The organism is Stenotrophomonas sp. STEN031, from assembly GCF_056759975.1.
The window spans coordinates 1-25,705 of record NZ_JBRREA010000019.1; the positions used below are offsets into that span (position 1 = coordinate 1).

General features: G+C 64.9%; 16 protein-coding genes and 2 pseudogenes. 5 read left to right on the forward strand and 13 right to left on the reverse strand.

Annotation, left to right across the window (positions count from 1 at the left end; genetic code table 11):
• Positions 1-121 precede the first annotated feature (121 nt).
• The 6 genes and pseudogenes from ribD to glyA form a co-directional block, all read right to left on the reverse strand.
• A pseudogene (gene ribD / locus ACVOLQ_RS10785) lies at positions 122-1,204 on the reverse strand (bifunctional diaminohydroxyphosphoribosylaminopyrimidine deaminase/5-amino-6-(5-phosphoribosylamino)uracil reductase RibD); the annotation flags it as partial.
• Between the two features lie 93 nt (positions 1,205-1,297).
• Entirely contained in the window at positions 1,298-1,765 is a 468-nt protein-coding gene (locus tag ACVOLQ_RS10790; protein WP_481527999.1) for a GNAT family N-acetyltransferase, read from the reverse strand.
• Between the two features lie 48 nt (positions 1,766-1,813).
• Positions 1,814-2,740 (reverse strand): hypothetical protein, encoded by a 927-nt coding sequence (locus ACVOLQ_RS10795; RefSeq protein WP_481528000.1) that lies wholly within the window; start codon positions 2,738-2,740, stop codon positions 1,814-1,816.
• Positions 2,741-2,773: 33 nt separating this feature from the next.
• A complete protein-coding gene (gene nrdR / locus ACVOLQ_RS10800) occupies positions 2,774-3,307 on the reverse strand; it encodes a transcriptional regulator NrdR (protein ID WP_313172370.1) in 534 nt (177 codons plus the stop codon).
• Between the two features lie 7 nt (positions 3,308-3,314).
• Complete coding sequence (locus tag ACVOLQ_RS10805; RefSeq protein ID WP_481528001.1) at positions 3,315-3,875, reverse strand: energy transducer TonB; 561 nt, start codon at positions 3,873-3,875, stop codon at positions 3,315-3,317.
• A gap of 16 nt (positions 3,876-3,891) precedes the next feature.
• Positions 3,892-5,145 carry a serine hydroxymethyltransferase gene (gene glyA / locus ACVOLQ_RS10810; RefSeq protein ID WP_313172374.1) on the reverse strand — a complete coding sequence of 418 codons (1,254 nt, stop codon included), beginning with the start codon at positions 5,143-5,145 and terminating at the stop codon, positions 3,892-3,894.
• Between the two features lie 241 nt (positions 5,146-5,386).
• Between glyA and ACVOLQ_RS10815 the strand changes: the two genes are divergently transcribed.
• Together ACVOLQ_RS10815 and ACVOLQ_RS10820 are read left to right on the forward strand one after the other, a co-directional pair.
• Positions 5,387-7,066: a ShlB/FhaC/HecB family hemolysin secretion/activation protein gene (locus ACVOLQ_RS10815; RefSeq protein WP_481528002.1), complete on the forward strand. Its 1,680-nt coding sequence runs from the start codon at positions 5,387-5,389 to the stop codon at positions 7,064-7,066.
• A gap of 10 nt (positions 7,067-7,076) precedes the next feature.
• Positions 7,077-13,280 carry an MBG domain-containing protein gene (locus ACVOLQ_RS10820; RefSeq protein ID WP_481528003.1) on the forward strand — a complete coding sequence of 2,068 codons (6,204 nt, stop codon included), beginning with the start codon at positions 7,077-7,079 and terminating at the stop codon, positions 13,278-13,280.
• Positions 13,281-13,353: 73 nt separating this feature from the next.
• On the opposite strand, the pseudogene ACVOLQ_RS10825 reads toward ACVOLQ_RS10820, so the two are convergent.
• A pseudogene (locus ACVOLQ_RS10825) lies at positions 13,354-13,823 on the reverse strand (RcnB family protein).
• 216 nt (positions 13,824-14,039) lie between these two features.
• Here ACVOLQ_RS10825 and ettA point away from each other — a divergent pair.
• Positions 14,040-15,704, forward strand: coding sequence for an energy-dependent translational throttle protein EttA (gene ettA / locus ACVOLQ_RS10830; protein ID WP_192286702.1), 1,665 nt, complete (start codon positions 14,040-14,042; stop codon positions 15,702-15,704).
• A 356-nt stretch (positions 15,705-16,060) separates the two neighbouring features.
• The gene (locus tag ACVOLQ_RS10835; protein ID WP_481528004.1) at positions 16,061-17,377 is read left to right on the forward strand and encodes an NCS2 family permease; all 1,317 of its coding nucleotides are present in this window, start codon (positions 16,061-16,063) and stop codon (positions 17,375-17,377) included.
• A gap of 33 nt (positions 17,378-17,410) precedes the next feature.
• Here ACVOLQ_RS10835 and ACVOLQ_RS10840 read toward each other — a convergent pair whose 3' ends face one another.
• The 5 genes from ACVOLQ_RS10840 to ACVOLQ_RS10860 form a co-directional block, all read right to left on the reverse strand.
• On the reverse strand, positions 17,411-18,196 hold the full coding sequence (locus tag ACVOLQ_RS10840; RefSeq protein ID WP_313493108.1) for a DUF3667 domain-containing protein: 786 nt from the start codon (positions 18,194-18,196) through the stop codon (positions 17,411-17,413).
• A 160-nt stretch (positions 18,197-18,356) separates the two neighbouring features.
• Entirely contained in the window at positions 18,357-19,388 is a 1,032-nt protein-coding gene (locus ACVOLQ_RS10845; protein ID WP_481528005.1) for a fimbrial protein, read from the reverse strand.
• Positions 19,379-22,009 carry a fimbria/pilus outer membrane usher protein gene (locus ACVOLQ_RS10850; RefSeq protein WP_481528006.1) on the reverse strand — a complete coding sequence of 877 codons (2,631 nt, stop codon included), beginning with the start codon at positions 22,007-22,009 and terminating at the stop codon, positions 19,379-19,381. The genes ACVOLQ_RS10845 and ACVOLQ_RS10850 overlap by 10 nt, the downstream gene beginning before the upstream one ends.
• 69 nt (positions 22,010-22,078) lie before the next feature.
• The gene (locus ACVOLQ_RS10855; protein ID WP_481528007.1) at positions 22,079-22,795 is read right to left on the reverse strand and encodes a fimbrial biogenesis chaperone; all 717 of its coding nucleotides are present in this window, start codon (positions 22,793-22,795) and stop codon (positions 22,079-22,081) included.
• Between the two features lie 67 nt (positions 22,796-22,862).
• Entirely contained in the window at positions 22,863-23,402 is a 540-nt protein-coding gene (locus ACVOLQ_RS10860; protein WP_481528008.1) for a fimbrial protein, read from the reverse strand.
• 438 nt (positions 23,403-23,840) lie between these two features.
• On the opposite strand from ACVOLQ_RS10860, the gene ACVOLQ_RS10865 reads away from it, so the two are divergent.
• Positions 23,841-24,203, forward strand: a complete 363-nt coding sequence (locus ACVOLQ_RS10865) for a hypothetical protein (RefSeq protein ID WP_481528009.1) — start codon at positions 23,841-23,843, stop codon at positions 24,201-24,203.
• Positions 24,204-24,271: 68 nt separating this feature from the next.
• Here ACVOLQ_RS10865 and ACVOLQ_RS10870 read toward each other — a convergent pair whose 3' ends face one another.
• On the reverse strand, positions 24,272-25,702 hold the full coding sequence (locus ACVOLQ_RS10870; RefSeq protein ID WP_481528010.1) for a lipid II flippase MurJ: 1,431 nt from the start codon (positions 25,700-25,702) through the stop codon (positions 24,272-24,274).
• Positions 25,703-25,705: the final 3 nt, after the last annotated feature.

Consider the following 25,705-nt stretch of genomic DNA (forward strand, 5'->3'; position numbering starts at 1 on the left):
GGGTTTTTTTTCGTGCGCCGCCGGCGGTTTGTGTTCCTGGTCCCCGGGCGCTCCGCGGCCGCGGGTTGCTGGCCGCGGCGCCCCCCGCTCCGTGGCGCGCGCCACTACAGATCTGCGCCGTCGGCCGCAACTGCAGGCGCAGGTCCTTGCCGAGCATGCGGGCGTCATGCAGCTCCAACGACAGGGCCTGGGCCATATGCTCAATGCCCAGGCCCGCCAACAGCGGCCGCGCGCCATCGCCCATCAGCAAGGGCGCCATGTACAGCAATAGTTCGTCGACCAATCCGGCCTTGAGCAAGGCACCACACAAGGTTGGCCCCGCTTCGACATGCACTTCGTTGATGCCACGCGCCGCCAGCATCGCCATCACCCCGGCCAGATCAAGCCGGCCATCGTCCTGCACACCCACCCCGGCAAATTCGGCATCCTCCAGCGCGGGCGGCGGTACCGACGGATCGTGCAGATACAAAGTCGCCGCATCACCTTCGCGCACACGTCTGCATTCCAATGTGCGCAAGCGGGCATCCAGCACCACCCGCAATGGCGGCAGGAATTCGCCAGCCTCCGGGCGTGCTGTCAGCAGCGGATCATCTGCCAACACCGTGGCCGCGCCCGTCAGGATGGCGCCCGCGCGGGCACGCCACTGCTGCACGTCGGCGCGCGCCGCCTCACCGGTGATCCACTTGGATTCGCCATTGGCCATTGCCGTGCGCCCATCCAGGCTGCCGGCCAGTTTCACCCGCACAAACGGCCGGCCACGTTCGATGCGCGATAGAAAGCCGTGGTTGAGTTCACGCGACTGCGCGGCCATCAAACCCATCTCGACGGAGATACCGGCCTGGCGCAGCAGCGCAAAGCCGCCGCCGTCCACATCCGGGAAGGGATCGGCCATCGCCGCCACCACCCGGCCCACGCCCGCATCGATCAACGCCAATGCGCAGGGCGGCGTGCGGCCATAGTGCGCGCAGGGCTCCAAGGTGACGTAAGCGGTAGCGCCACGCGCGCGCTCACCGGCCTGGCGCAACGCAAACACTTCGGCATGCGGGCCGCCAGCGCGCTGATGCCAGCCCTCGCCCACCACCTCATCGCCCTGGGCAATGACACAACCCACCATGGGATTGGGGCGGGTGGTCCAGGCCGCGCGTTCGGCCAGGCGTAGCGCGCGAGCCATCAGCAGGTGATCGGTGGCGGTGAACTGACTCATCGGTAAAACCTCATTGCGATTGTGCTGCCCGTTCGGCAGTAGCCGTGCGCCAAGTGTATGCGCACCGGTGCCAGCACCCGTCTTTTCGGCAAATCAGGGAGATCCGGTATCGGTTGCCATCACGGTGATCGCCAACGGCCCCAATTGCAGCTCGGCATGTACGCGCCAGCCCAGGCTGCGGTACCACGCCACCATCGGTGTTTCGCAATACAGATACAGTACCGGCACACCCAGCGCCGCCGCCTGCGCCACGCAGTGGGCCACCAACGTTGCGCCGACGCCTTTGCCGCGCGCGGCTTCGTCTACATACAGCGAGGCCAGCCAGGGCGACCAGCCACGGATCTGTTCGTGATCGTCATGCAACAGGCTGACCGAGCCCAGCCAGCCGCTGTCATCTTCGGCAAGCCACGTACAGGGGATGCCATCGCGCTGCTGCGCACGCAGCTCGGCCTCGGCCTGGGCCAGCGTCCAGTCCGGCAACAACGTGCCGAAGGCCTGCACATGGGCAAGCGCGATTACCGGCAACAGTTCGGGCCGGTCCTGTAGATTGATGATCTTCATCGGATTCAACTCACGCGGCCACGCTCGGCGGCCTGCACATCCAAACAACTAGTCGTTCACACGCTGGAACACGCCAACGCCCCAGGCAGCAAAGCGCACACCCCCCTCCGCCTGCTCCAGCACCATGCCCATCGTCTCCGACTCGCACATTCCTACTGCGCAGCCATCGAACAGCACCCGGTAGCTGGGCCGCAGCGGCGGTTGTAACGGCAAACGCAGCGTCGCCCCGATGCCAGAGAAGTGCAAACGCAGGCCAGTCACCACCTGCCCCGGTGCCGGCGACGGGAAACGATAGGTATTTCCCCCGGCCAACCCGCCTTCAGCAGCCAGCTCGCCCTGGGCCAGTTCCAATACCACCTGCACGCCGTCGCTGGCTACGCCGCTCATTGGATCGAGCAGATTCACGTACAGCGGCCTGCCTGCTACGTGCGTGTCTGCCAGTTGCGCCTGCAGCTCCTCGAGCTCGCCCTGGCCGCTGCGATCAGCCGGATCCGGATGCGCCTGTTGCAGGTCGGCAAGCAGCTGCTGCAACTGCGCGCGCTCGGCTGACCTGGCTTCATACGGCACCAGCTGCACGGTGCTGGCGAGGTCATCGCGCGGATGCAGCAACAGCATGCCGTCCTCCAGCGACCATTGCCCTTTCGAGCTCCGCGGCAAGGGAGACAACGCCAGCTGCAACGCATAGTTCCCGCCGACACCCAACTCCAGCAGCGAGCCTGCAAATGCGTCTTCGACGACACGATAACGCCCTGCCAGCATCGCTGGCGTACAGGCATCTCCTACACAGGAAGTTGGGTCGCGCTGCGTTTGATCCAGCGCGGCAACAGCATTGAAAGCCTGCTGCGCGGCCAACCGGGCGCGCTCAGCCGGATCCGCAGGACTGGACCGCTCCTGCGCATGCGCAGTCGTGGCCAGCCACAACGCGGCCACGACCAACCCATTACGCGAGAACCGCCGCCCCGTTGATTGCGTCACCACTTCGGCCTCCCTACCGAGCCAACCAACCCGTCAGCGCTTGCCGCCCTTGCCTGCCCGTGCCGCTTCCGCCCGCGCATGCGCCAACAGAGGCAGCTGATCCTCGTCACTGGAATGATCACGCTCGAGCTTTTCGATCTCGTCGCGGAAATCCGCCACGTCCTCGAAGCTGCGGTAGACCGAGGCGAAGCGCACATAGCCGACATGGTCGAGCTTGCGCAGCTCATCCATCACGAAACCGCCGACCTTGATCGACGGCACCTCGCGTTCGCCGCACATACGCAGCTGGTGCACCACCGCGCGTACTGCCGCCTCGATGCGTTCTTCGGACACTGGCCGCTTCTGCAGCGCGCGGTCAAAGCCAACCCGCAGCTTGCGCGCATCGAAGGCTTCGCGGCCGCCATCACTCTTCACGATGACCGGCAACTTGAGCTCGATGGTTTCCAACGTACTGAAGCGCTCGCCACAGGCTTCGCAGCCACGGCGGCGGCGGATGGTGGCGCCATCTTCGGAAACGCGTGAATCGATCACGCGTGTGTCAGTGTGCTGGCAGAAAGGGCAGTACATCGCAGACTCAGCGTAAAAAAGTTCGTTGGTAGTGAACATCGTACGACACCGGCAAGATAATCACGCTCTTTACCGGGAGCTTGTCAACGCCGCAGCGTGCCGGGACAAACTGCATCGCGCGGATGACATTTTCGGCCAACGCCGCAAAACCAGCTTCACTGACACACACGGCATCCGCCGTCATCACGTGCCCGCCTTCATCGATAAGCGCCACCACCTGTGCGCTACCAGACTTATTGGCCTCGATCATCTCCACCGGATACTCGGCCTGACGGGGATTTGACAAAGGCTGCACGGGATCACAGTCGGTGACGACCGGCGGCCTCGCCGCGATCTTCCGCACCTCATCCCCTCTCAACAACTGCACTGCCCCAACACTGCACACACCCCAGACGGAGTCGTATGCAACCCCAAGAGGCTGCCCGTTTTCCGAAGTATCGATTTTTAGTTCGACCAGGTTCGGCGCGGGCTTTAGCTCCGTTGACCTGGCAGGATCAGAGGCAAAAACGTTGCCGCCAGACATCAGCGGCAACAACAACGGGAATACGAGCAATCGTTTGTTCGCCATTCCCGTTATCTCCGCGTCAGCCGTAAACCGGGTACTTGCGGCACTGTGCGCTGACTGCATCACGCACGCGGGCGATGACAGCTTCGTCGGCCGGGGCGTCCAGCACGTCGGCAATCCAGTTGGCCAGCGCAACGCAGTCGGCTTCCTGGTAACCGCGGGTGGTGATGGCCGGGGTGCCCAGGCGCAGGCCCGAGGTCACGAACGGCGAACGCGGGTCATTCGGCACCGAGTTCTTGTTGACGGTGATGTGGGCCTTGCCCAGCGCGGCTTCCGCATCCTTGCCGGACACGTCCTTGCCGATCATGTCGACCAGCATCAGGTGGTTCTGGGTGCCACCGGAGACGATCTTGTAGCCGCGCGCGATCAGCGTGGTGGCCATGGCCTGGGCGTTCTTCACCACCTGCTGCTGGTAGGCCTTGAATTCCGGCTCCAGTGCTTCCTTGAAGGCCACGGCCTTGGCGGCGATGACGTGCATCAGCGGACCGCCCTGGATGCCCGGGAACACGATCGACTGCAGCTTCTTCTCGATCTCTTCGCCAGCGCCCTTGGCGATGATGATGCCGCCGCGCGGACCGCGCAGGGTCTTGTGGGTGGTGGAGGTGACCACGTGCGCGTGTTCGATCGGGCTCGGGTACACGCCAGCAGCGACCAGGCCGGCAACGTGCGCCATGTCCACGAACAGATAGGCGCCAACCTTGTCGGCGATGGCGCGGAAGCGCGCCCAGTCGACGACCTGCGAATAGGCGGAGAAACCAGCCACCACCATCTTCGGCTTGTGCTCCAGCGCCAGGCGCTCGACTTCGTCATAGTCGATCAGGCCGGCTTCGTTCACGCCGTACTGGATCGCATTGAAGATCTTGCCCGAGGCATTGACCTTGGCACCGTGGGTCAGGTGACCGCCATGGGCCAGGCTCATGCCCAGGATGGTGTCGCCCGGCTGCAGCAGGGCGAAGTAGACGGCCTGGTTGGCCTGCGAGCCGCTGTGCGGCTGCACGTTGGCGTAATCGGCGCCGAACAGCTGCTTCAGACGGTCGATGGCCAGCTTCTCGGCGATGTCCACGTACTCGCAGCCACCGTAGTAGCGCTTGCCCGGGTAGCCCTCGGCGTACTTGTTGGTCAGCTGGCTGCCCTGGGCTTCCATCACCATCGGGCTGGCGTAGTTCTCGCTGGCAATCAGCTCGACATGGTCTTCCTGACGCTGGCACTCATCGGCAATGGCCTTGGCCAACTCGGGATCGTAGGACTCGATACGGGCTTCACGCGGGAACATCACAGCTCCTGGTACGGGGGCGAGGGAGCTGTCGATTGTAGCCCGTTCCGGCCGCTGGACCGCCTATTCATTCAGCGATTGCTGCCCCTGCAGTCCACCCTAAAAAAGTGACATCCATCACAAACAGGGGGAATTACCTGATTTCCGTGATCGCCTGTCCCGGGTTCTGACGGTTAACAGAGTAGGGCCGCGACTTTTCAGTCGCCAGCCAATCCGTTGAATCGCAAGGACTACCCTACTGATGCCCGCTCCCGGCAGCACCACCCTCCCTATTCCCCCCCGTGTCCTGCGCGCCAGCGCCGCCTTGCTTGCCGCCGTCCTGGCCGCAGCCCTCGCGCACCCGGGCACCGCCGAGGCCGCCGATTCGACGGCCGCCACCGTGCAGGTCGCAAGGGTCACCGTGGAAGGGGTTGGCGAACACCCCGACAACGGCATCAGTACAGCCTCGGTGGAGACAGTAGCCAACCAGGCCTTGCGCGAAATCAGCCCCACCCTGCCGGCTGCGCTCAGCTTCGCCCAGATCGAGCAGATCACCGCCCGCATCACCCAGACCTACCGCGATGCGGGCTTTCTGGTATCGGTGGCCTATATCCCGCCGCAGCAGATCGGTGACAGCCAGACCCTGACCTTGAAGGTCATGGAAGGCCGGGTAGGACGGGTACTGGTACAAGGCAGCCGCCGCTACCGCGACGACCAGCTCAGCGCCAGCAGCCTGGCGCTGATCGGCCGCCCCCTGCGCAGGCCGGAACTCGAACGCGCCCTGCTGTATGCCCGTGACCTGCCCGGCGTATCGGTCAGCTCGGTGCTGCAACCCGGCCTTGAGCCCGGCGACACCGACATCATCCTCGTCGCCGCGGACAGCGCCCATCCCTACGAGATCACTGCCGGGCTGAGCAACCATGGCACCGACAGCACCGGCAAGTACCGCGCCGAACTGGGCGTCAGCGCCTTCAACGCACTGGGCGCGGGCGATGTGCTGGCCGCCAGTCTGGGCTACGGACTGGACCCGGCCGACAGCTGGCAAGCCGCCCTGTCATTGAGCATCCCCTCGTCCAAGGTTGCGGGCCTCAGCGCCACCGCCGGCGTCAGCCGCAGCGAGATGGAGATCAACAACGGGCCGCTCGCGGCCATGCAGCTGACCGGGCCCACCACCCTGTTCTACGCCGGCAGTGACTGGAAGTTCATCCAGCGCAGCAACCTGCAGGTACAGGCTTCGGCACGTTGGGTGCACGAACAGTCAACGCTGGATGCCTTGGGCATGGAGTTGTCGCGGCATACCTTTGACGTGATCGATGCCGGGCTGAGCCTGCGCCATACCGACCAGCGCTGGCGCGGCATCAACCTGGCACAGGTGTCGGTGCGCAAGTCGATCAACGACGAATCGCCGGCATTGAACTGGCTGTATCCCTCGCATACCGCCTATTTCTGGATCGTGCGCGCCCAGCTTGCCCGCCTGCAGGCGCTACCCGGCAACCAGCGACTGCTGCTGCGCGGCAGCGCACAGTTCACCGACGATGCGCTTACCCCGCTGGAACAGTTCAGCATCGGCGGCCCCACCAGCGTGCGCGCCTACCCGTTGTCCAGCGCGCTGGATGATCGCGGTGTGCAGGCCAGCTTCGAGTACCAGCTCAGCGCCCCGGGCTTTGCCGATACGCCTTCACCGTTCGATGGGCGGCGCTGGGGCGACCTGCTCGAAGTGAATCTGTTCTATGACTGGGGACGCAGTTCGCCGGCCGCAGCCAACCGGCGCCAGGGCGCCCTGCCCGTCACCCTGGAAGGCGCCGGTCTGGGCATAGGCCTGCGCCTGCCCTGGAAACCGGAGCTGCGTCTGGACATGAGCGCGGCCAAACCCACCGGCAGCTACATCGGCAGTGACCAACGCAGCACCCAGTACTGGGCGCGCATCAGCAGCACGTTCTGAGGACATCGACATGAACCGCATCTACCGCCTTGTCTTCAACGCCGCCCTCGGCCAGATCCAGGTCGCCGCCGAATTCGCCAACGCACCGCAACGCCCTGCGACGCGCAGCACGCGCGCCGGACGCCTGCTGCCCTCGCTGCTGGCCACTGCAGTTTTCGCCACCATGGCGCCGGCCGTGCAGGCCGCCGACCTGCCGACCGGCTTCGCGCCGGTGCAGAACAGCGCCACCATGAGCCAGAACGGCAGCACGATGGTCATCAGCCAGAACGGCAAGGTCTCGCTGATCAACTGGACGGGATTCGATATCGCCCAGGGCAGCTCGGTGACCTTCGACATGCCGAGCACCGCGGCGGGGTCGATCAACATCATTTCCGGTGCCGCCTCTGTCATCAACGGATCGTTGTCCTCGGTCGGCAACGTCTTCCTGGTCAATCCCAACGGCATCGTGTTCAACGGCGGAAGCACGATCAACGTGGGTGGGCTGCTGGCCACATCGCTGCCGCCCATCATGTCCAACCTGGATGTGAGTGAAAGCGCGTCGCTGCCGGCGATGTGGACCTTCACCGGCTCGGGCACGCCCGGTGCCATCGTCAACCGCGGCACCATCAACGCCGCCACCGGCGGCGTGAGCCTGATCGGCGCCATCGTCGAAAACAGCGGCACCATCAACGCGGCGGGCACCGCCAGCCTGTTGGCCGCCAACAGCGTCAACTCCATCTTCATGCAGCCCGCCGCTCCCTCCGCGAACGACGCGGGCACCTGGGAGCACATGCTCACGGCGCAAAGCGCTGGCGGGGTGGCCGCCTCGGCCATCAACAACACCGGCTACCTGTCCGCCGCATCGGTGGACATGAAGTCGATGGTGCAATCGGGAACGTTCTTCTTCGGCATCAACTCCACCGGTGTGGTGCAGGCGCAGGGCATCTACGGGGGCAGCCTGGACTTCAGGACGAACGCGCCAGCCAACATCGATTTCGGCAGCGGCACCACGGCGGGTTCGATCACCAGCACCAGCAGCGCGCTGTCCGCCCGGGGGACCGCGACCGCCGGCTCCATTTCACTGGTCAGCGACAATGCCCTCGACTTGGCGGCGACGCTCAACAGCACCACCATCGCGCTCAGCGGGAAGCAGATCGGGCAGACCTCCGGCGCCCTGAAGGGAGCCGTTACCGTGAACACCACGGGCCACGCTACGCTCAACAGCAGCAGCAATACCATCACCCGGCTGGGCGGCAAGGTGGATGGCAACCTGCTGCTCACATCCACGACGGACGTGGGCCAGACCAGCACGCTGATCATCGGCGGGACGACCACCCTCACGGGTCTGGCGGGCAGCGATGGCCGCCTGGCCGGGTTCAACTTCAATAACAGCGGCAACCAGTTCGGCGGCACCGTCAGTGGCGGCGGCGGGACGCTGCAACTGGGCAGCAGCGGAGCCCTCCGCCTGGGCGCGTTCAATGTGGACAGTCTGGCGGCCAGCGGCAGTGCAATCACCCTGGGCGGCGACGTGACCAGTACCGGTGCCCAGTCCTACACCGGCCCGGTGACGCTGGGCAGCAGCATGATGCTGTCCAGTACGTCGGGCGGCGCGGTGTCCTTCAACGGTACCGTGGATGGCGCACACGCGATGACGGTCGACACCGCAGGCACCAAAACCTTCGGTGCCGCGGTGGGCAGCGCAACGGCGCTGTCCTCGCTGCAGACCCTGGGCACTGGCACCACCATGCTCAACGGCAATGTCACCAGCAGCGGTGCCATCGGCCTGTCGGGCAACGTCAGGCTTGGCGCCGACGTGGCGATCACCAGCAGCGGTAACCAGACCATCAGCCTGGCAGGTACCGTCGACAGTGATGGCACGGCACGGGCGCTCACGCTTGATACCGATGAACTCGCCATCCTGGGGGGCCGCGTGGGCGGCAGCAGCGTGCTGGCCAGCCTCACCCGCACCGGCACGGGTGCCACCCAGCTGGGCGGCAGCATTTCCACCGTGGGCAACATCGACCTGCAGGGCGCGCTCAACGCGACCGGCGCGGCGACGCTGGCCAGCACCAGCGGTGACATCCACGTGGGGGGGCCCTTCCAATCGACGGATGCGCTGCACCTGCAGGGTGGCGACATCGTCGTGGATGGCACCATCGCCGCCAGCAGCGTGGCGATCAACGGCGGCACGTTCGACGGTGCCGGCATCGACAGCAGCGGTGCGCTGACTGTCACGCTGAGTGAGGGGGGGCTGGTGCAGGGCGGTCACTACGCCGCAGGCGGCGCGGCCACGTTCGATGTTGCCGACGACATCACCCTGGACAACCCGCAGAACCAGTTCGGCGGCAGCGTGGCCCTGAAGGGCGGCACGGTGAAGCTGTCCAACCAGGGCAACCTGATCCTGGGCGACGTGGATGCGCAGGCGCTGGCGATCAGCAGCGGCGGCAGCATTTCCCAGAGCACGGCCACCGCCATCAATGTCGACACCACCAGCAGTTTCACCGCCACCAACGGCATCACGCTGGGCAGGGGCGGCAACGTGTTCGGCGGGGCGGTCACGCTGCAGGCCGGCGGCGCGGCCCAGGTCGTTGCCGATGGCACGCTGCGCTTCGGCAACATCGATGTCGGATCACTGTTTGCCAGCGGCACCACGCTTTACCTGCCGCAGAACCTCGTCACACGGGGTGCGCAGTCCTGGTCCGGCGCGCTGCTACTCGAGGGGGATACCAGCCTCAGCAGCACCCTCGGTGGGCTGTCGTTCTACGGCACCCTGAATGGACCGCACGCGCTGAGCCTCGATGCTGCGGCCGGCACCGTGCACCTTGGGGCGATCAGCACCATCGGGTCCCTGTCGTCCATCACCGCAGCGGAAACCCAGCTGGCGGCCGACATCACCACGGAAGGCAATCTCGACCTGGGCCACAGCCGCGTGCAGGGCGATGTGGCGCTGACCAGCACGGCTGGCTCGGTCAGGATCAACGGGCCGCTCAACGGCACCACCGACAATGGCGATACCCTGGCCATCAACGCGGCAGGTAGCGCGGCCCTGCAAGGCACCACGGGGGGCTTCATGCGTCTGCATGACCTGTCCCTGTCCGGAAATGCGATATCCACCGCCGCACTGAATATCGGCAACAACCTGTCCATCGACAGCGTCACCAGCCTCACCCAGTCGGCGCGCTACTACGTGGGTGGAAACGCGGATTTCACCTCGCTGGGTAACATCACCCTGCAGAACACCGCCAACCAGTTCATGGGGGATGTGGCGCTGAGCGGCAATACCGTCCAGATCAGCGGCCTCGGCGCGCTCACCCTATCCGGCGTAGACGCAACGACACTGCAGGCAAGCGCCGGAGCCCTGCTCACCCTGCGTGATGCCACCATGGCGCAGTCCACGGCCTTGACCGGCGAAGCGGTGAGGCTGGATAGCGTGGCACTGGGCCAGACCAGCACGGTCACCGCCACGGGCGGCAACATCAGCCAGACCGGTGCCGTCGGCATCGACAGTGCCAGCACCTGGACCGCAACGGGCGACATCGTGCTGGGCGATGGCACCAACCAGTTCGGAGGCGCGGTCAGCGCCGCAGGCAGCAACATCACCCTCAGTGCCGACAGCGCACTGAATCTTGGCTCCGTCACGACGGCGGGCGCGGCCCGGCTCAGCGGGCGCGGCGTGCACCTGGGTTCCGTGCAGGCGGCCAGCCTGCAGGTGCAGAGCGGTGCCGGCATCACCCAGAGCACTGCGCTGGCGGTGGCGGGTACGGCCGTATTCAACGCCACGGGTGATGTGGTGCTGGACAACGTGAACAACACATTCGCTGCTGGCGTGCAGTTGTCGGGCCATGACATCCGCATCGACAGCGCCGGTGGGCTCACCCTGGCCGGAGTGAACGCCACAGGCGACCTGCGCGCCACGGCCCACGCAGGCAACCTGCTGCAGAACGCTGTGGTAAACGTGCAGGGACGCAGCGACCTGGCGGCCAGTGGCAACGTGCAGCTGGACGCTCCGGGCAACGCGTTCGATGGCGTGATTGCGGTCGAGGGCCAGTCCATCCTGCTCAGGGCGGACGGCGACCTGGATGTAGAAAGCCTGCGCAACGGCAGCAATGGTGCCGTGCAGCTGGTGACCACTGGCGATATCGACCTGGGGGGTACGGCGGTCAACACCGGCACCAACCTGCTGAGTCTTCTGTCCAGTGCTGGACAGGTGCGCACGGCTACCGCGCTCACTGGCAGCCAGGTGTCGATCACCGGCGTGGAGGGCATCCGCATCGGCGGCGACATCACCGCCAACAGCCTGTCGCTGGTCTCCTCCCGAAACAATGTCGAACAGCAGGCCGGCCGCATCCAGTCGGGTACCACGCTGCTGGGCGCCGGGCAGGGCGACCTGCTGCTGGAGAGCACCAGCAACCGGTTCACCGGCGTGACCAGCCTGTCCGGGCGGGACGTGCGCGTGGCGGCGGGCGACCTCACGCTGGGCATGGTGCATGCCAGCCGTGACTTGCACCTGGACAGCGGCGGCAGCATCCAGCAGCAGGCACAGATGTCCGTTGGCCGCACGGCCGACCTGCGCGCCACCGGTGACATCACCCTGCGGCATGCAGACAACCGCCTGGATGGCCAGGTGCAGATCGATGGCCGTGATGTACAGATCCATGCCGATGCCGGGTTGAATCTGCAGGCCGTCAACGCCCGAAATCTGGACGCAGACGCGGGCACTTCGCTTGTCCTCGACAACGCCATCGTGAGTGGCGACGCCACTGTGCAGGGCCAGGAACTGCGGCTTGGCGATAGCCGCATCGGCGGCAATCTGATCGCAACCTCACTGGGTACCATCCAACAAACCGCAGCCCTGCGGATTGCCGGCAGCAGCCAGTTCCAGGCCAACGGCGGCATCCAACTTGGACAGGCAGGCAACCACTTTGGCGGGCGGATGGATATCAATGCCGCCTCGGCGAGTATCAGCAGCGCTGGCAGCATGCAGTTGGGCAATACCACCACCACCGGCAATCTGCAGGTGGATGCGGATGCAGGGCTGCGCCTGGACGGCCAGATACGCGCGGCGAATGTGGACCTGGCCACCGCCGGTGTTTTCGACAACCGCTTCGGCAGCAGCGCCATTGCCTTGACCGGCCAGGGTCGCTGGCAGGTCTACCTGGCATCTCCGTTCCAGAACCATGTATTTGGCGGCCTTGACAGCGGCAATACCGCGGTGTGGAACACCGCCGCCTTCACACATGCAACGGGCTCCGACAACAGGTACCTGTTCGCCTGGCAGCCGACACTGACGATCACCGCAAACACGCTGCGCAAGATCTATGGCGGCAGCATCGATCCAAGCAATGCCTTTTCCATTGCCGGCGCCATGACAGGTGTCACCGGCGCCTACCTGGGCGACAGCGTCGCCGACCTGATAACCGGCACTCCCTTGCTGGCTTCCACAGGCGCATCAGCGACCGCCGGGGTGAAGGCGACCCCGTATGCCCTTGATGTCTCCGCGGGGACACTGAATGCCGGGACCAGCAGATATGCCCTTGCCTTCGTGCAAGGCGAGCTATGGGTTGACCCCAAGGCATTGACCATCACCGCCAACAACGGTGGCAAGACCTACGGGCAGACCGGTGGCCTCGATGGTTTCACCAGCAATGGGCTGGTCAACGGTGACAGCGTGTCCTCGGTCGACCTCGGCAGCACCGGCACAGCCGCCACCGCCACTGTCGGTGACTACACCATTACCGCCGGCAACGCCGACGGCACTGGACTGTCCAACTACGACATCACCTATGTCGACGGCACCCTGTCCATCGGCAAGGCCGGCCTGACCATCACCGCCACCGACACGTGGAAGTGGATAGGACAGAGCCTGCCCCTGCATGGCTACACGGTGGACGGGCTGATAAACGGCGATACCGTCGATAGCGTGCGTTTGCTCAGTGCCGGTAGCGAGGCGTCAGCCCGGCCGGGCAGGTACGCCATCTTCGCCAGCGATGCCATTGGCGCCCGCCTGGGCAACTACGACATCCACTACCAGGGTGGCCAACTCGAGGTGGCCGGCACATCCCCCCAGGCTGCGGCACTGGCAGCACAGCTGGTCGCCGCCAGCTTGCCGCGCGGCCCTGCTCCGCTGCCGGATGTCGCCAACCCGTTGATCTCGATCAGCGAGGGCGGCCTAAGGCAGCCGGCCAGTTGCACCGGTGCGGAACGGGGCAGCTGCCTGGGCATGCCTCCCGAGTGATGGCCTGCCCGGAATGGAGAAGGGCGCATCCAATGGATGCGCCCTTTTTTCATGTTACCCAGCCCGCCGACGATCAGTGATTGAACACGATGTCGGCGATGATGCCGGTGGCGATGGCCACCATCAGCATGTTGCCGCGGTCATCGCGGATCCAGCGGTGGCCGTAGGGCGGGCGGCGCACGTGGTAACGGTCGTAGTCATTGACCACATAGACCGGGCCGCCGTAGTAATGCTGTACCGGTGGCCACGTTCGAAGCCATACGGGCGATACACCACGCGCGGCGGCGCGTAGTAGCGGCGGTCGTTGTAGCGGGCATCGCGGTAGCCCTCGCGGTAACCATTGCTGTAATGACGACGGTCGTCACGGCGGTCGTGGCGATCATGGCCGTGGCCACGGCCGCGATCATGGCCCCTGCCACGGTCATCCCAGCCATGGCGGCCACGGTCGTGGTCGTCGCGGTCACCTGCCGCAAAGGCCGGGGCGGTGGCACCAAATGCCAGCAGGGTGGTCATCGCTGCGACAGCTAAGCGGTTCATCTTCATGGGTGGCCCTCACTGGGTTGGTGGACGGTTTCCATAATGCTCACTTCATCTGAACAGTTTCCGGCTGGAAACGGTTACGGCCTTTCCCATTCATAAATCAGCAAGGGCAGCCACCGTCAAGCCGGGCATCAGGGGTTGCGGTTATAATGAGCGATTCCCTTTTGCTTTGCGCCCTGTCCCCCCGGACCGGGTGCAGGCGTGCGCTACGGAGACGTCATGTCCTCGCAATACATCTACACCATGAACCGCGTCAGCAAGGTGGTCCCGCCCAAGCGGCAGATCATCAAGGACATCTCGCTGTCGTTCTTCCCGGGCGCCAAGATCGGCCTGTTGGGCCTGAACGGCGCCGGCAAGTCCACCGTCCTGAAGATCATGGCCGGCGTGGACACCGATTTCGAGGGCGAGGCCCGCCCGCAGGCCGGCATCAAGGTCGGCTATCTGGAGCAGGAACCGCGCCTGGACCCGGCCCAGACCGTGCGTGAAGCGGTTGAAGAAGGCGTGGGCGAAGTGCTGCAGGCCCAAGCCGCGCTGGACAAGATCTACGACGCCTATGCCGAGGAAGGCGCCGACTTCGATGCACTGGCCAAGGAACAGGAACGGCTGGAAGCCATCCTGGCCGCCGGCGATGCCCACACCCTGGAAAACCAGCTGGACGTGGCCGCCGACGCGCTGCGCCTGCCGCCGTGGGATGCGGTGATCGGCAACCTGTCCGGTGGTGAAAAGCGCCGCGTGGCGCTGTGCCGCCTGCTGCTGCAGAAGCCGGACATGCTGCTGCTCGACGAACCGACCAACCATCTGGACGCCGAGTCGGTGGAATGGCTGGAACAGTTCCTGGCGCGCTACACCGGCACCGTGGTGGCCGTCACCCATGATCGCTACTTCCTGGACAACGCCGCCGAGTGGATCCTGGAACTGGACCGCGGTCGCGGCATTCCGTGGAAGGGCAACTACACCGAATGGTTGATGCAGAAGGACGAGCGCCTGAAGCAGGAAGACAACCAGGAAAAGGCCCGCCAGAAGGCGATCCAGAAGGAACTGGAGTGGTCGCGGCAGAACGCCAAGGGTGGCCGCACCAAGGGCAAGGCCCGTCTGGCCCGCCTGGAAGAACTGCAGAGCGTTGACTACCAGAAGCGCAACGAGACCAATGAAATCTTCATCCCGCCGGGCGAGCGCCTGGGCAACTCGGTGATGGAGTTCAAGAACGTCTCCAAGAAGTTCGGCGAGCGCCTGCTGATCGACAACCTGTCGATGATCATCCCGCCGGGTGCCATCGTCGGCATCATCGGCCCGAACGGTGCCGGTAAGTCGACCCTGTTCAAGATGATCACTGGCCAGGAAAAGCCGGACTCGGGCGAGATCGTGGTCGGCCCGACCGTCAAGCTGTCCTACGTCGACCAGAGCCGCGATGCGCTGACCGGCAACCACAACGTGTTCCAGGAAATCGCTGGCGGTCTGGACATCCTCAACATCAACGGTGTCGAGATCCAGTCGCGCGCCTACATCGGCCGCTTCAACTTCAAGGGCCAGGACCAGCAGAAGCTGGTGGGCTCGCTGTCCGGTGGTGAGCGTGGCCGCCTGCACATGGCCAAGACCCTGCTGCAGGGTGGCAACGTGCTGCTGCTCGACGAACCGTCCAACGACCTGGACATCGAAACCCTGCGTGCACTGGAAGATGCATTGCTGGAGTTCCCGGGCAACACCTTCGTCATTTCGCATGACCGCTGGTTCCTGGATCGCATCGCCACGCACATCATCGCCTTCGAAGGTGACTCGCACGTGGAGTTCTTCCAGGGCAACTACCGCGAGTACGAAGAGGACAAGAAGCGTCGCCTCGGCGACGATGCCGGTCCCAAGCGCCTGCGTTTCAAGGCACTGAAGTAATACCCGACAGACGGCCGCCCAGTGCGGCCGTCTGCTTTTGCGGTGCCCAAAGCAGGCGCAGGACACCGCTTTAGCCCCTCTCCCGCCTGCGGGAGAGGGGTTGGGGTGAGGGCAAGCTCTGCACGGGAACCGACATCGCCTTGCATTGATTAAAGAGCTGGAAGAGCTCAAGAGTGGGTGAAGCCCCCTCATCCGCCCCTTCGGGGCACCTTCTCCCGCTAGCGGGAGAAGGGACGGCAAGCTCGGCGCGCTCGGGCTGTACCGGCAGCCACAGCTCCTGCAGCGGCGCTCCTGCTCATGCTCCCGAACCCTCTCCGCCGGCGAGAGGCACAGCCTGCAATCCACGGAATCCCCCCATGTCCCTGCTAGACCGAATCTTCAAACTGCAACAGCACGGCACCAGCGTCCGCACCGAAGTGCTGGCCGGCATCACCACCTTCCTGACGATGTCCTACATCGTCTTCGTCAACCCGGAAATCCTCGGCACTACCGGCATGGATCCGGGCGCGGTGTTCGTGGCGACCTGCCTGGCGGCAGCAATCGGCTCGGCGGTGATGGCGCTGGCCGCCAACTTCCCGGTCGGCATGGCCCCGGGCATGGGCTTGAATGCCTTCTTCGCCTTTACTGTGGTCGGTGCCGCCGGCCTGCCCTGGCAACAGGCGCTGGCGGCGGTGTTCATTTCCGGCATCGTGTTCTGGGTGCTCTCGCTGACCGGCATCCGCGCCTGGCTGGTGGCCGGCATTCCCGCCTCGTTGCGCTCGGCCATCGTTGCCGGCATCGGTCTGTTCCTGGCCATCATCGCGTTGCAGAAATCCAATGTGATCGTCGCCAATGAAGACACCATGCTCACGCTCGGCCCGCTCAATACCGCACCGCCGCTGCTGGCACTGGCCGGCTTCCTGCTGATCGCCATTCTCGAAGCACGCAAGGTGCGCGGTGCGATCCTGATCGGCATTCTCGCCGTCACCGGCATTGGTTGGGCAATCGGCTCGGTGCAGTACCAGGGCATCGTCTCGCTGCCGCCAAGCCTGGCCCCGACCTTCCTGCAACTGGACCTGCCAGGGCTGCTGCACCACGACGGCGGCGCGCCGCTGGCGGTGCTGCTGCAGGTGGTGCTGGTATTCGTGCTGGTGGAAGTCTTCGACGCGACCGGCACGCTGTATGGCGTGCTCGGACGCGCCGGCCTGTTGAAGCTGGCGGACGGCAAGAAGCGTTTCAGCCGCGCCTTGCTGGCAGACAGCAGCGCGATTGTCGCCGGCTCCCTGCTGGGCACCAGCTCCACCACCGCCTTTGCCGAAAGCGCCTCCGGCGTGCAGGTCGGCGGTCGAACCGGCCTGACCGCATTGGTGGTTGCAGCGCTGTTCCTGGCTGCGCTGCTGTTCTCGCCGCTGGCGGCAATGGTGCCGTCCTATGCCACCGCACCGGCACTGCTGTTCGTCGCCGGGCTGATGCTGCGCGAGCTGGTGGAAGTGAAGTGGGATGACCTGACCGAGTCTGTGCCCGCCGCATTGTGTGCGCTGGCGATGCCGTTCACCTACTCGATTGCAAACGGCCTGGCCTTCGGCTTCATCGCCTATGCGGCGCTGAAGGCAGGCACCGGCCGCTGGCGCGAAGTACACCCGGCGGTATGGCTGGTGGCGAGCCTGTTCGTGCTGCGCTACGCGCTGGAATGATCGCGGTCGCGGCTCAACCCGAACGTGCGCGGGTCATCCGACCCGCATCACGACCAACGCAGCTGCCATGACCGCAGACGAACTGATCAGCGAGAACAAGGCCAGCGATACCGCGGTTCGCCATATCGTCGACCACACCGCTCGATCCTGGAAGAACTGCACCAGCGAGACGGCGGCGTAGATCATCCCCAGCAACGCCGCCATCAGCTGCGCATGCGGCAGCCAACGGTGCAGCAGCACCAGAACCGACCAGATGACGAATGTCTGCACGGTCAGCAGCGTGATCATCACCAGCCATTCGGGGTAATTCAGCTGGCTGTAGCGGCGGAACACCTGCCAGAACACCAGCGCTTCAATGGGCAGCAACATCAATGTGAACGCGGCAAAATGGGAGTCGATCCACGCCCCGACCGTGCGATAGGCGGCCATCACCCGCAGTACCTCGGCAGGCACTGCCTGCGCGGTCGCCATTGCTTCACTTGCACCGGTATCCATCATGCTGCCGCCGGTAATCAGCCGATTCAACAGCACCACCGCCGCCGCCATCATCGTGATCAGCAGCAGCGGCTTGACCTGGTTGCCACGCCGCCCTTCGATGTAATCGCGCAGCAACCTGCCCGGCTGCAGCATCAGCTGCTTCAGCGAATACAGAATGCCCCGGTCCATGTGCAGCACGCTGTGCTCCAACTCATGGCCCAGGAAATGCCAGTCGATGCGGTGCGCCGGCGTCGGCTGGCCGCAGTTCGGGCAGTACTTCTGCTCAGGACCGCCGGTGGCGCGATCACAATTGATGCAACTGGTATCGACGTGCATCCCCATGCAGCGCCCCCGTTCATGGCAAGTCGGCATTCTAGAACGAGGCGAAGAATCTACGCCATCGCCCAGCTGCCGACAGCCCAATGCCAGCTGCGCGCACTACCACCGTAACCCGGCCGCTCCCGCCGCCGGCCGGCATCGATGCAGTCCTGCCCGGCACGACCTAGTTGTATTGGATGGTGAACGTCGCCGTGCCGTTGGCCTTGCCGGGCGTCACCCTGCCGGCCCGGGTCTGGATGTAACGGGCACGCAGCGGCAGGCTGAAGCTGCTGCTACCCGCCACGCTGGCCCCCAGGTCGATGTTCTCGGCAAACCGCACTGTTTTCTCCGCGCTGCCATTGCGCTGCACCAGTTCGATGGCGATGCCGCCTGCCGCGTCCGCGACGGCAGCCAAGGGCAGGACACCCGGCAGATTGGAGCTGTCCTGGATCGCATCCAAGCGAATGCCGATCCTGCTCTGGTACTGGGCGACGTTGCTGCCCTGGCACTCCAGGTGGATATCGAAATCGCGATCGACCGCGCGCGTACCGACCCCACTGAAGGTGCTGGCGGGTACCGATCCAAACTCGACCACGATGTTCCGGCTCCCTGCCTCCACCACACAGGTGGGGTTGACCACGGTGGTTCCGGAACCCCTGAAGGTTGAGACCAGCACCGGCTTGATCGGGCCATCCCCATCGAAGTAATACGTGGTGAACCTGCCACTGGGAGCGATCAACCCTGAGCCAGTGATGGCTGCGGTCTTGATCAACTCCACCCGGAACGTACCACCGACCAGGTTCACCGCCCCGTTGGTATTCAGCGCCAACGTATGTGGATAGAAGGTCTGGATGGTGCCGGAGTCACGGTAGACACGAATACCCACGCCAGCAACATCGGTCGCATGGACGTTGCTGAAGCCCGCCAGCAAGGTCTGCTGCGCGGCGTTGATGTATCGCCCATTGGCGCTGCCGGAGCCGGTGCATTGCGCGACACGATCACGCTGATCGATGTTGACCACCAGTTCCTTGATCACGCCACCTACCGGAAGACCCGGCAGTATCACCACCTGCCCCATATCCATCTGCACGTCCTGCGGCACGAAAGCACCGGAGTTCAACGCGCATGCGGCTTGCGCTGTCGGCACCAGCAACGCCCCTGCAAGACCCAGGGCCACCGCCGCGTGACTGCGGCAAATTCCACGGATCAACGACATATTGTCTCCACCTTGACGAACCCCATGGGCTCGGCCTCATCCACCGCAGGCAGCTGATAGTCGATACCGCAGCTCTGAGTGGCACCTTCACCCCAGACAAGCTGCAGATGGCCGGCATCCTGTTCGCTACGCACATACAGACGCCCGGCCTGCCCGACCATGCCCACCGGCTGGCCCTGCGCGTCACGGGCCTGTGCCCCAAACGGCAGCAGTTGGCCATCACCATCACGCAGCTGCATCAACACCGCCCGGCCCTTGCGGGTTTCAAAACGGAGGAAGCTGATCGCACCGGCATACGGCGCCACCGATTGGCTGCTGCTCTCCAGCTCCACCCCGCGCAACATATCCTGCGGATCAAGCGTTACCGTGGTGAGCCGGTACGGTGCGGCATACGGCACAACCGCGAAACCGCGGCCATCGATGCGTACACCACTGGCATTGGTCAGGCGCGCATCGCGTGCGCCATCGGCCTGCACCACGACCATGGTGTCACCGCGCTGCGGGGTCAGCGTTACCCCTCCCGCGTGGGCAACCAGGCTGCCGGTCGCTCCCAGCGAGAACTGCCGGAAGTCGCTGGACTGACCGTAGGACGCAGTCAAGGCAGCATAACGGCCCTGATAACCGGCATCGGCGATGCTGCTGCCACCGCCATCGCGACTGTCCGACAGCGCCAGGCCATAGCTGAAGCTGTTGTCCACGCCCAGGCTACCGGTGATGCCGAGTCGACTGCTGTCATAGCGACCACGGTCGCCCATGCCCAGATCCGCACTGACAGCCAACGGCCCCGCCTTTCGGCCCAGCGGCATGCTCACGCTCAACAGGTAGTGGGTGTCCTTCTCAGCGTTCGGCCCCTGTTCGCTGCGCAACGCGGAGAAACCGAAGTTCAGTGATCGCCAGGTGTTGTTGTAGCCCAACTGATATTGCGTGCTCGTCCCCGCCACGTCATAGAAATCACGCACTGCGCCGGTCAGGTACAAGGCCCCCCAGCGCTGTCCCAAAGGCTGATTCAGGGTCAGCTGGAGCTGGCTGCGTTGGCGTCCGCCCGGCAGCGCGGCGAACCCACGATCGATGACATCACGCGCGTACAAGGCATCCTGCAGGCTGTAGAAGCCACGCGTCGAGTAGCGATACGCGGCCAGGGTCAGGTTGGTACCGGTATCAGCAAACAAGGTGCTGTAGCTCAAGCGCACACTTGCACCTTGGCGATTGCCCAGGCGCTGCAGACGGCTGCGGGCGTGGGTGACATCGGTGGCAAACGCGCCCCATCGCGTGGCCACACCTGCGCCATACAGCGCAGACGCATAGCCTTCGCTCAGCACGCTACCGGCATAGAGCGTGAGCTGGTTGCCGATACCACGCTGGTATGTTCCCTGCAGCAGCCACGGCTCATCCAGCAGGCGCGCGTCGCGCACCTGCCCCGCAATCAATGCATAGCGCGACACTCCCGGGCGCAGCATCTGCGGCACCGAACCGAATGGCACCTTGAATTGCCGTTGGCGACCGTCCGCCTCGGCCACCGTGACCTCAAGGTCACCTCCATAACCGGTCGGGTAGAGATCCTCGATGACGAAGCTGCCCGGTGAAACCGTGGCCGAATAGATCAGCTGCTGGTTCTGGCGGATTTCCACCCGCGCATTGGTCTCGGCAATGCCACGCACCACCGGCGCGTAGCCGCGCAGCGCATCGGGCAGCATGCGGTCATCGCTGGCCAGGCTGATACCGCGATAGCCCACCGAATCGAACAGTTCGCCATTGCTGAAGGCTTCGCCGATGGTCAGCATTCCGCGCACTTGCGGGAAGCCACGCTGCGCATACGTCGCGATCCGCTGCCAATGGCTGCCATCGGCAACGGCTTGGTTCCAGGTCAGGTTGGCATCCTGTCGCAACTGCCAGCCGCCCATGTTCAAGCCCATGTTCAAGCCGAGATAGGCCGTGCGATTGCGGTCTCCCCCCGGGAGGCGGATATCGCTGTCCATCGCATTGATGCTGTAGCCGATGAAGGCCGCATTGATGCCCCGGTCCCATAGCGCAGGATTGACGTAGCCGCGCGCCTCACGACGCAGGAATGCCTGGGGAATGCTCAGGTCATAACGCAGGTCGGCGCTGTTGTAGCTGCCAAAGGCATCGGCCATGCGTTGCGCCAACTGCACGCAATCTTCCGCCGCGGCCGCGGTATCCGCCTGCGGCGCGGCCTGTAGACGCGCGCTATCGACCCCCAGCTCTTCCAGCAATGCAATGCCAAGGCATGCGTCGACGACGCCTTCCGCGTTGGCCTTGAACTGCAGGTCGCGCCGCCCCTGCCAGCGGCCGTTGACATAGATGTCCACCCGGTAGCTGCCGGCAAGCATCGGGTTGCCATGGCTGAAAGCCGACAGATCAACCCGCTGGCCTTGCCCGGACAGGAAATCAGCGTCGAACTGTGCAGGTGCAGGCACCGGTGCTCTGCCAGTCACACCCTGCGCGAGCAGCATCTGCGCGCCAGGATTGGATGTTGCTGCTGGTGCCGCCATCGCCGCAGCGGGGCAAAGGGTGCCGGCCACCAGGCACAAACGCGGCACGAACAGCATCGGCCGGCGTGTCGCAATCGGCTGGATTGACGTGCCCCATCTGCTCTGGCTCACACTGCTATTCCTTCAGGACGATTGCGCACGACAGCGCATCCATGGCCACCTTGGCACCTGGCTCCGGCCTCAACCGCCAGCGTCGACGTTGGCGGTGTGCTCGACCCGCCCGCCGTAGTCGTTGATGCTGATGAAGCGCACCCGCTCGACCTTTTCGCTGCTGTCGAATTGCAGGTTCTGCTGCGGGCCGACCATCCTGCCTTGGCGTTCCAACACACGTTCGGCAGCCGCATCCAGCGCATAAACTTCGGCCAGGGTCACGTGATAGGCGGTGGCGTTGCTGACCCGCAGCTGCCCGTCCCGGTACTGCCAGCGCAGCGCCTGCGGCGCATCGTTGGCAGTACCCAGCAGGCCCTTTGGTCGATAGAACAACTTTATCCGCGACCGAAAGGCCACCTGCAGATAGTTCTGTCCTTCCCCACCCGCCTGTGGCGAGGGCGGCACATCCAACACGTTGAGCCAGAACACCGATTCGCGATCCGCTGGCAGATCGGCACCGGTGAACACCAGCCGCAGTGCCTGGCTGCGGCCGGACTCAACGCGGCTGATCGGCGGCGTCAGCATGAAGGGCGCATCGCTGTTCTCGGCGGTCTGCGTCTGGTCGCCCGCATCCACCCAGGCCTGCACCAGCGACGGTGCGTCCCCCACATTGTCCAGCTGCACCGTGACCTCACGCGCCTGCGCCGGGTAGATCACCCGCGTACCGTTGACCACAACCCCGGCCACCAACTGCGCAGGCAGCATCAGCCCAAGGCATAGCACTACCATCGAGATAGATCTGGTCACGGAATGCACACCCCGGAAAGCCCGCAGCAGCCAACCTGCAAGCAATCGCTGCTGCAAGCGGCAACGATCAGTTGTAGATGATCGTGTACTTCACGCTGCTGCTGACCTCACCGGGCGTCGCCGCACCGGTAGCGTAGTACTCCACGAAGTAGTTCAGGTCCGCGGTACCGCCGGCATTGACCGTCACCCATTGCGAATTGGCCTGGGTGCTGCCGGCACCGGCGCTCACCACGGGCAGGAACAGGCTGTTGCTGCCCAGCAATTGCAGCTGTACCTCGGTCGCAGCACTGGTTGCGGCGGCATTGTTCAGGCGCCCGCTGCCCAGGTCGACGGTGGCGCCTGGTTCGAAGTAGGTGGCTACATTGCCCGGATTGCACTGCGACAGATTGATCGAGAACGGTGTGCGGCCCGCAACCTGGCCGGCGGCGGCAAGCGTGCTGCTCGATACCGTCGGCAGGGTAACGGTGAAATCCTTGCCCTGTGGCGTGACGATGGTGCAGGTCTTGTCGGTCACTTCACCACTGAAGGTGATGGTGCCATCGACGGCGCTGGCAGTGAATGGCGCTACGGCCAGCACCAGAAGCGGGAGAAATTTGATGGTGCGCATTGCCGGTATCCAGCCCTTGAGAAGTGATGAGCGGCGGAGACAGCAAGGAACAGCGCGGACCCAAGCCCATCCTTGCGTTGTTTCCGTGTCAAAGCCAGCGACATTGCCGTTGACTCCGATGCGCACCTTAGCGCTGCGGAACGTGACTTGCTCCACAAAATTTGCGAATTGAAAAATCCGCTGCAGCAAGACAGCGCGTGCACTGCCCGCAGCTGTACCGCTGCAGGGAAAGGTATGGATCACGCAACTCGGGCCTGCCTTGCCGACACTGCCAAACCTGCGCTTTCGCAGCCAGCAGCGGGCACGGAAGCGACTGCGAAATCAAGATTGATGTTGATCACGATCACCGCGTGATGCCTGCGGGCAGAACCTGCATTCGCCTCTTATCGACGGTCGTCGATTGGTGCTTACTGGAGCCCCACAACGCGGAGAATCGCCATGAGCCGATATTCAATGCTGGGTGTGGCACTGCTCTCGCTCACTTCGCTCGCACATGCCAGCGCCGGCACCGTCCATTTCAGTGGTCGTATCGTCGACCCCGGCTGCAAGGCCAGCCTAGCCCTCACCCAGCAACAACTGCGTCTGGATCACTGCCCCTTGGCCGCACTGGGCGCCCAGGTGACCGTAGCCCCGTTTGCGGCAGACAGTGGCGCAACCCGCAACGGTGTACTGGCCAGACACGCACTGACCGCGACCGCTGGTCATTCCAACGCACGCGTGTTCTCGCAGAACTACCGGCTCGACGTACAGACCTGGCACCCCTCGGCAAATGGCTACCTGGTGGTCATCGACTATCCGTGACATCCGCCGCTGCTACCGGCAGGCCCGCACAGAACGGACCTGCCGGATGCGGTGCCAGCCCGGTCCGATCACGCCCTGGGCAACGGCTCCCTGGCCGCCTTCAAACTCCAGCGTCCCAACAGCAGCAGCACAGCGAACCCATAGAGCGCTGCTGCCGTCATCTGCATCCAGACACCCGGCACGAAGGTGAACAACGGCGTCGCTCCGGCCAGCACCAGGGCTGCCAGCAATGGCAGCCGCAGCATCAAGGGGTCGGCCAGCAGCGCATAGCGGCGCAGGAACAGGAAGGCGGTGAGCAGGCAACCGGCCAACGCTGCCCAGGCGATACCGGCGATGCCACTCAGCGCCGGTACCAGCAGCAAGGCGAACGCGTTGAGTCCACTGCCCGCCAACTCGTAGCGCATTGGCAGCAGCGTGTTGCCAGCCGCGTAGGCATAGCGTGCAAGCAGTGCGTTCCATGCGCCGAATACGATCACGCAGGCGAACCACGCCAGCAACATCGGTAGCGGGCCCTGCGCCATGCCGGTTGGCAGCAGCAACGCCACCAACGAAGGCGCGCTGGCAATCATGCCGGCCGCGGCGGGCAAGGTCAGGGTTGCCGTCAGCAACAAGCCCAGGCGCAGCGCGTTGCGCCGTGCGACCAGGTCCTCGCCCAGCTGTGCCATGCGCGCCAGCACCACCTGGTTGAGGCTCATCAGCGCGACCAGCGGCAGGTTGACCAGCTTGCGGGCAAGGTTGACCAGCGTGATCACGCCTTCGCCAAGCAACGAAGCGCAGATGCGCTCCAGCAGGACCAGGCCCTGACTGGCACCGGCACTGGCGAGCAAGGGCCCGAGCCGGGCGTACAGGCCGCGGGCATCCGCGGCTTGCCAACGCCAGCGCCAGGGCCGCCAGCCGCCGTGCCACAGCAAGGGCAGCACCGAGAGCAGCATCAGTACGGCACCAACAACAAACGCCCACGCCAGGCTGCGCTCGTCGGTCGCCGAGCGTCGCAGCAACAACAGCAGCACAGCCGGCAGGTTGTACAGAAACGAGCCCAGCCCGGCCACCAGGAAGCGCTGTTGTGCCTGCCCGACTGCCGCCGCCAAGGCATGCACCAGCAACAGCGGCACCACGCCGCTCAATACCAACAGGCTGGAGGCGGCAGTGTGTCGCGCGTCCGCCGCCAAGCCCGGCCCGATCAAACGGACCCAAAGATCCGCGCCGGTCGCCAGCACAGCGGCGATCAAGCCGCCCATCAGCAACAGGCTGCTCGACTGCGTGGACACCCATGCCGGGCGTCGCATCGCCTCCAGCTGCTGGTACAAGGGCAGCGCCGCGGAAGACAACAGCCCTGCCGACAAGGTCATGCGGATGGCCTCTGGCACGAACAGGGCCACCAGGAAGCCATCGCTGCGCGCACCGGCGCCCCAGGCATCGACCAGCAGCCACTCGCGCCCGAAGCCGAGCGCGAGCCCAGCCACGGTCACCAAGGTCAGCCAGAACGTGGCGCGGAACATGGC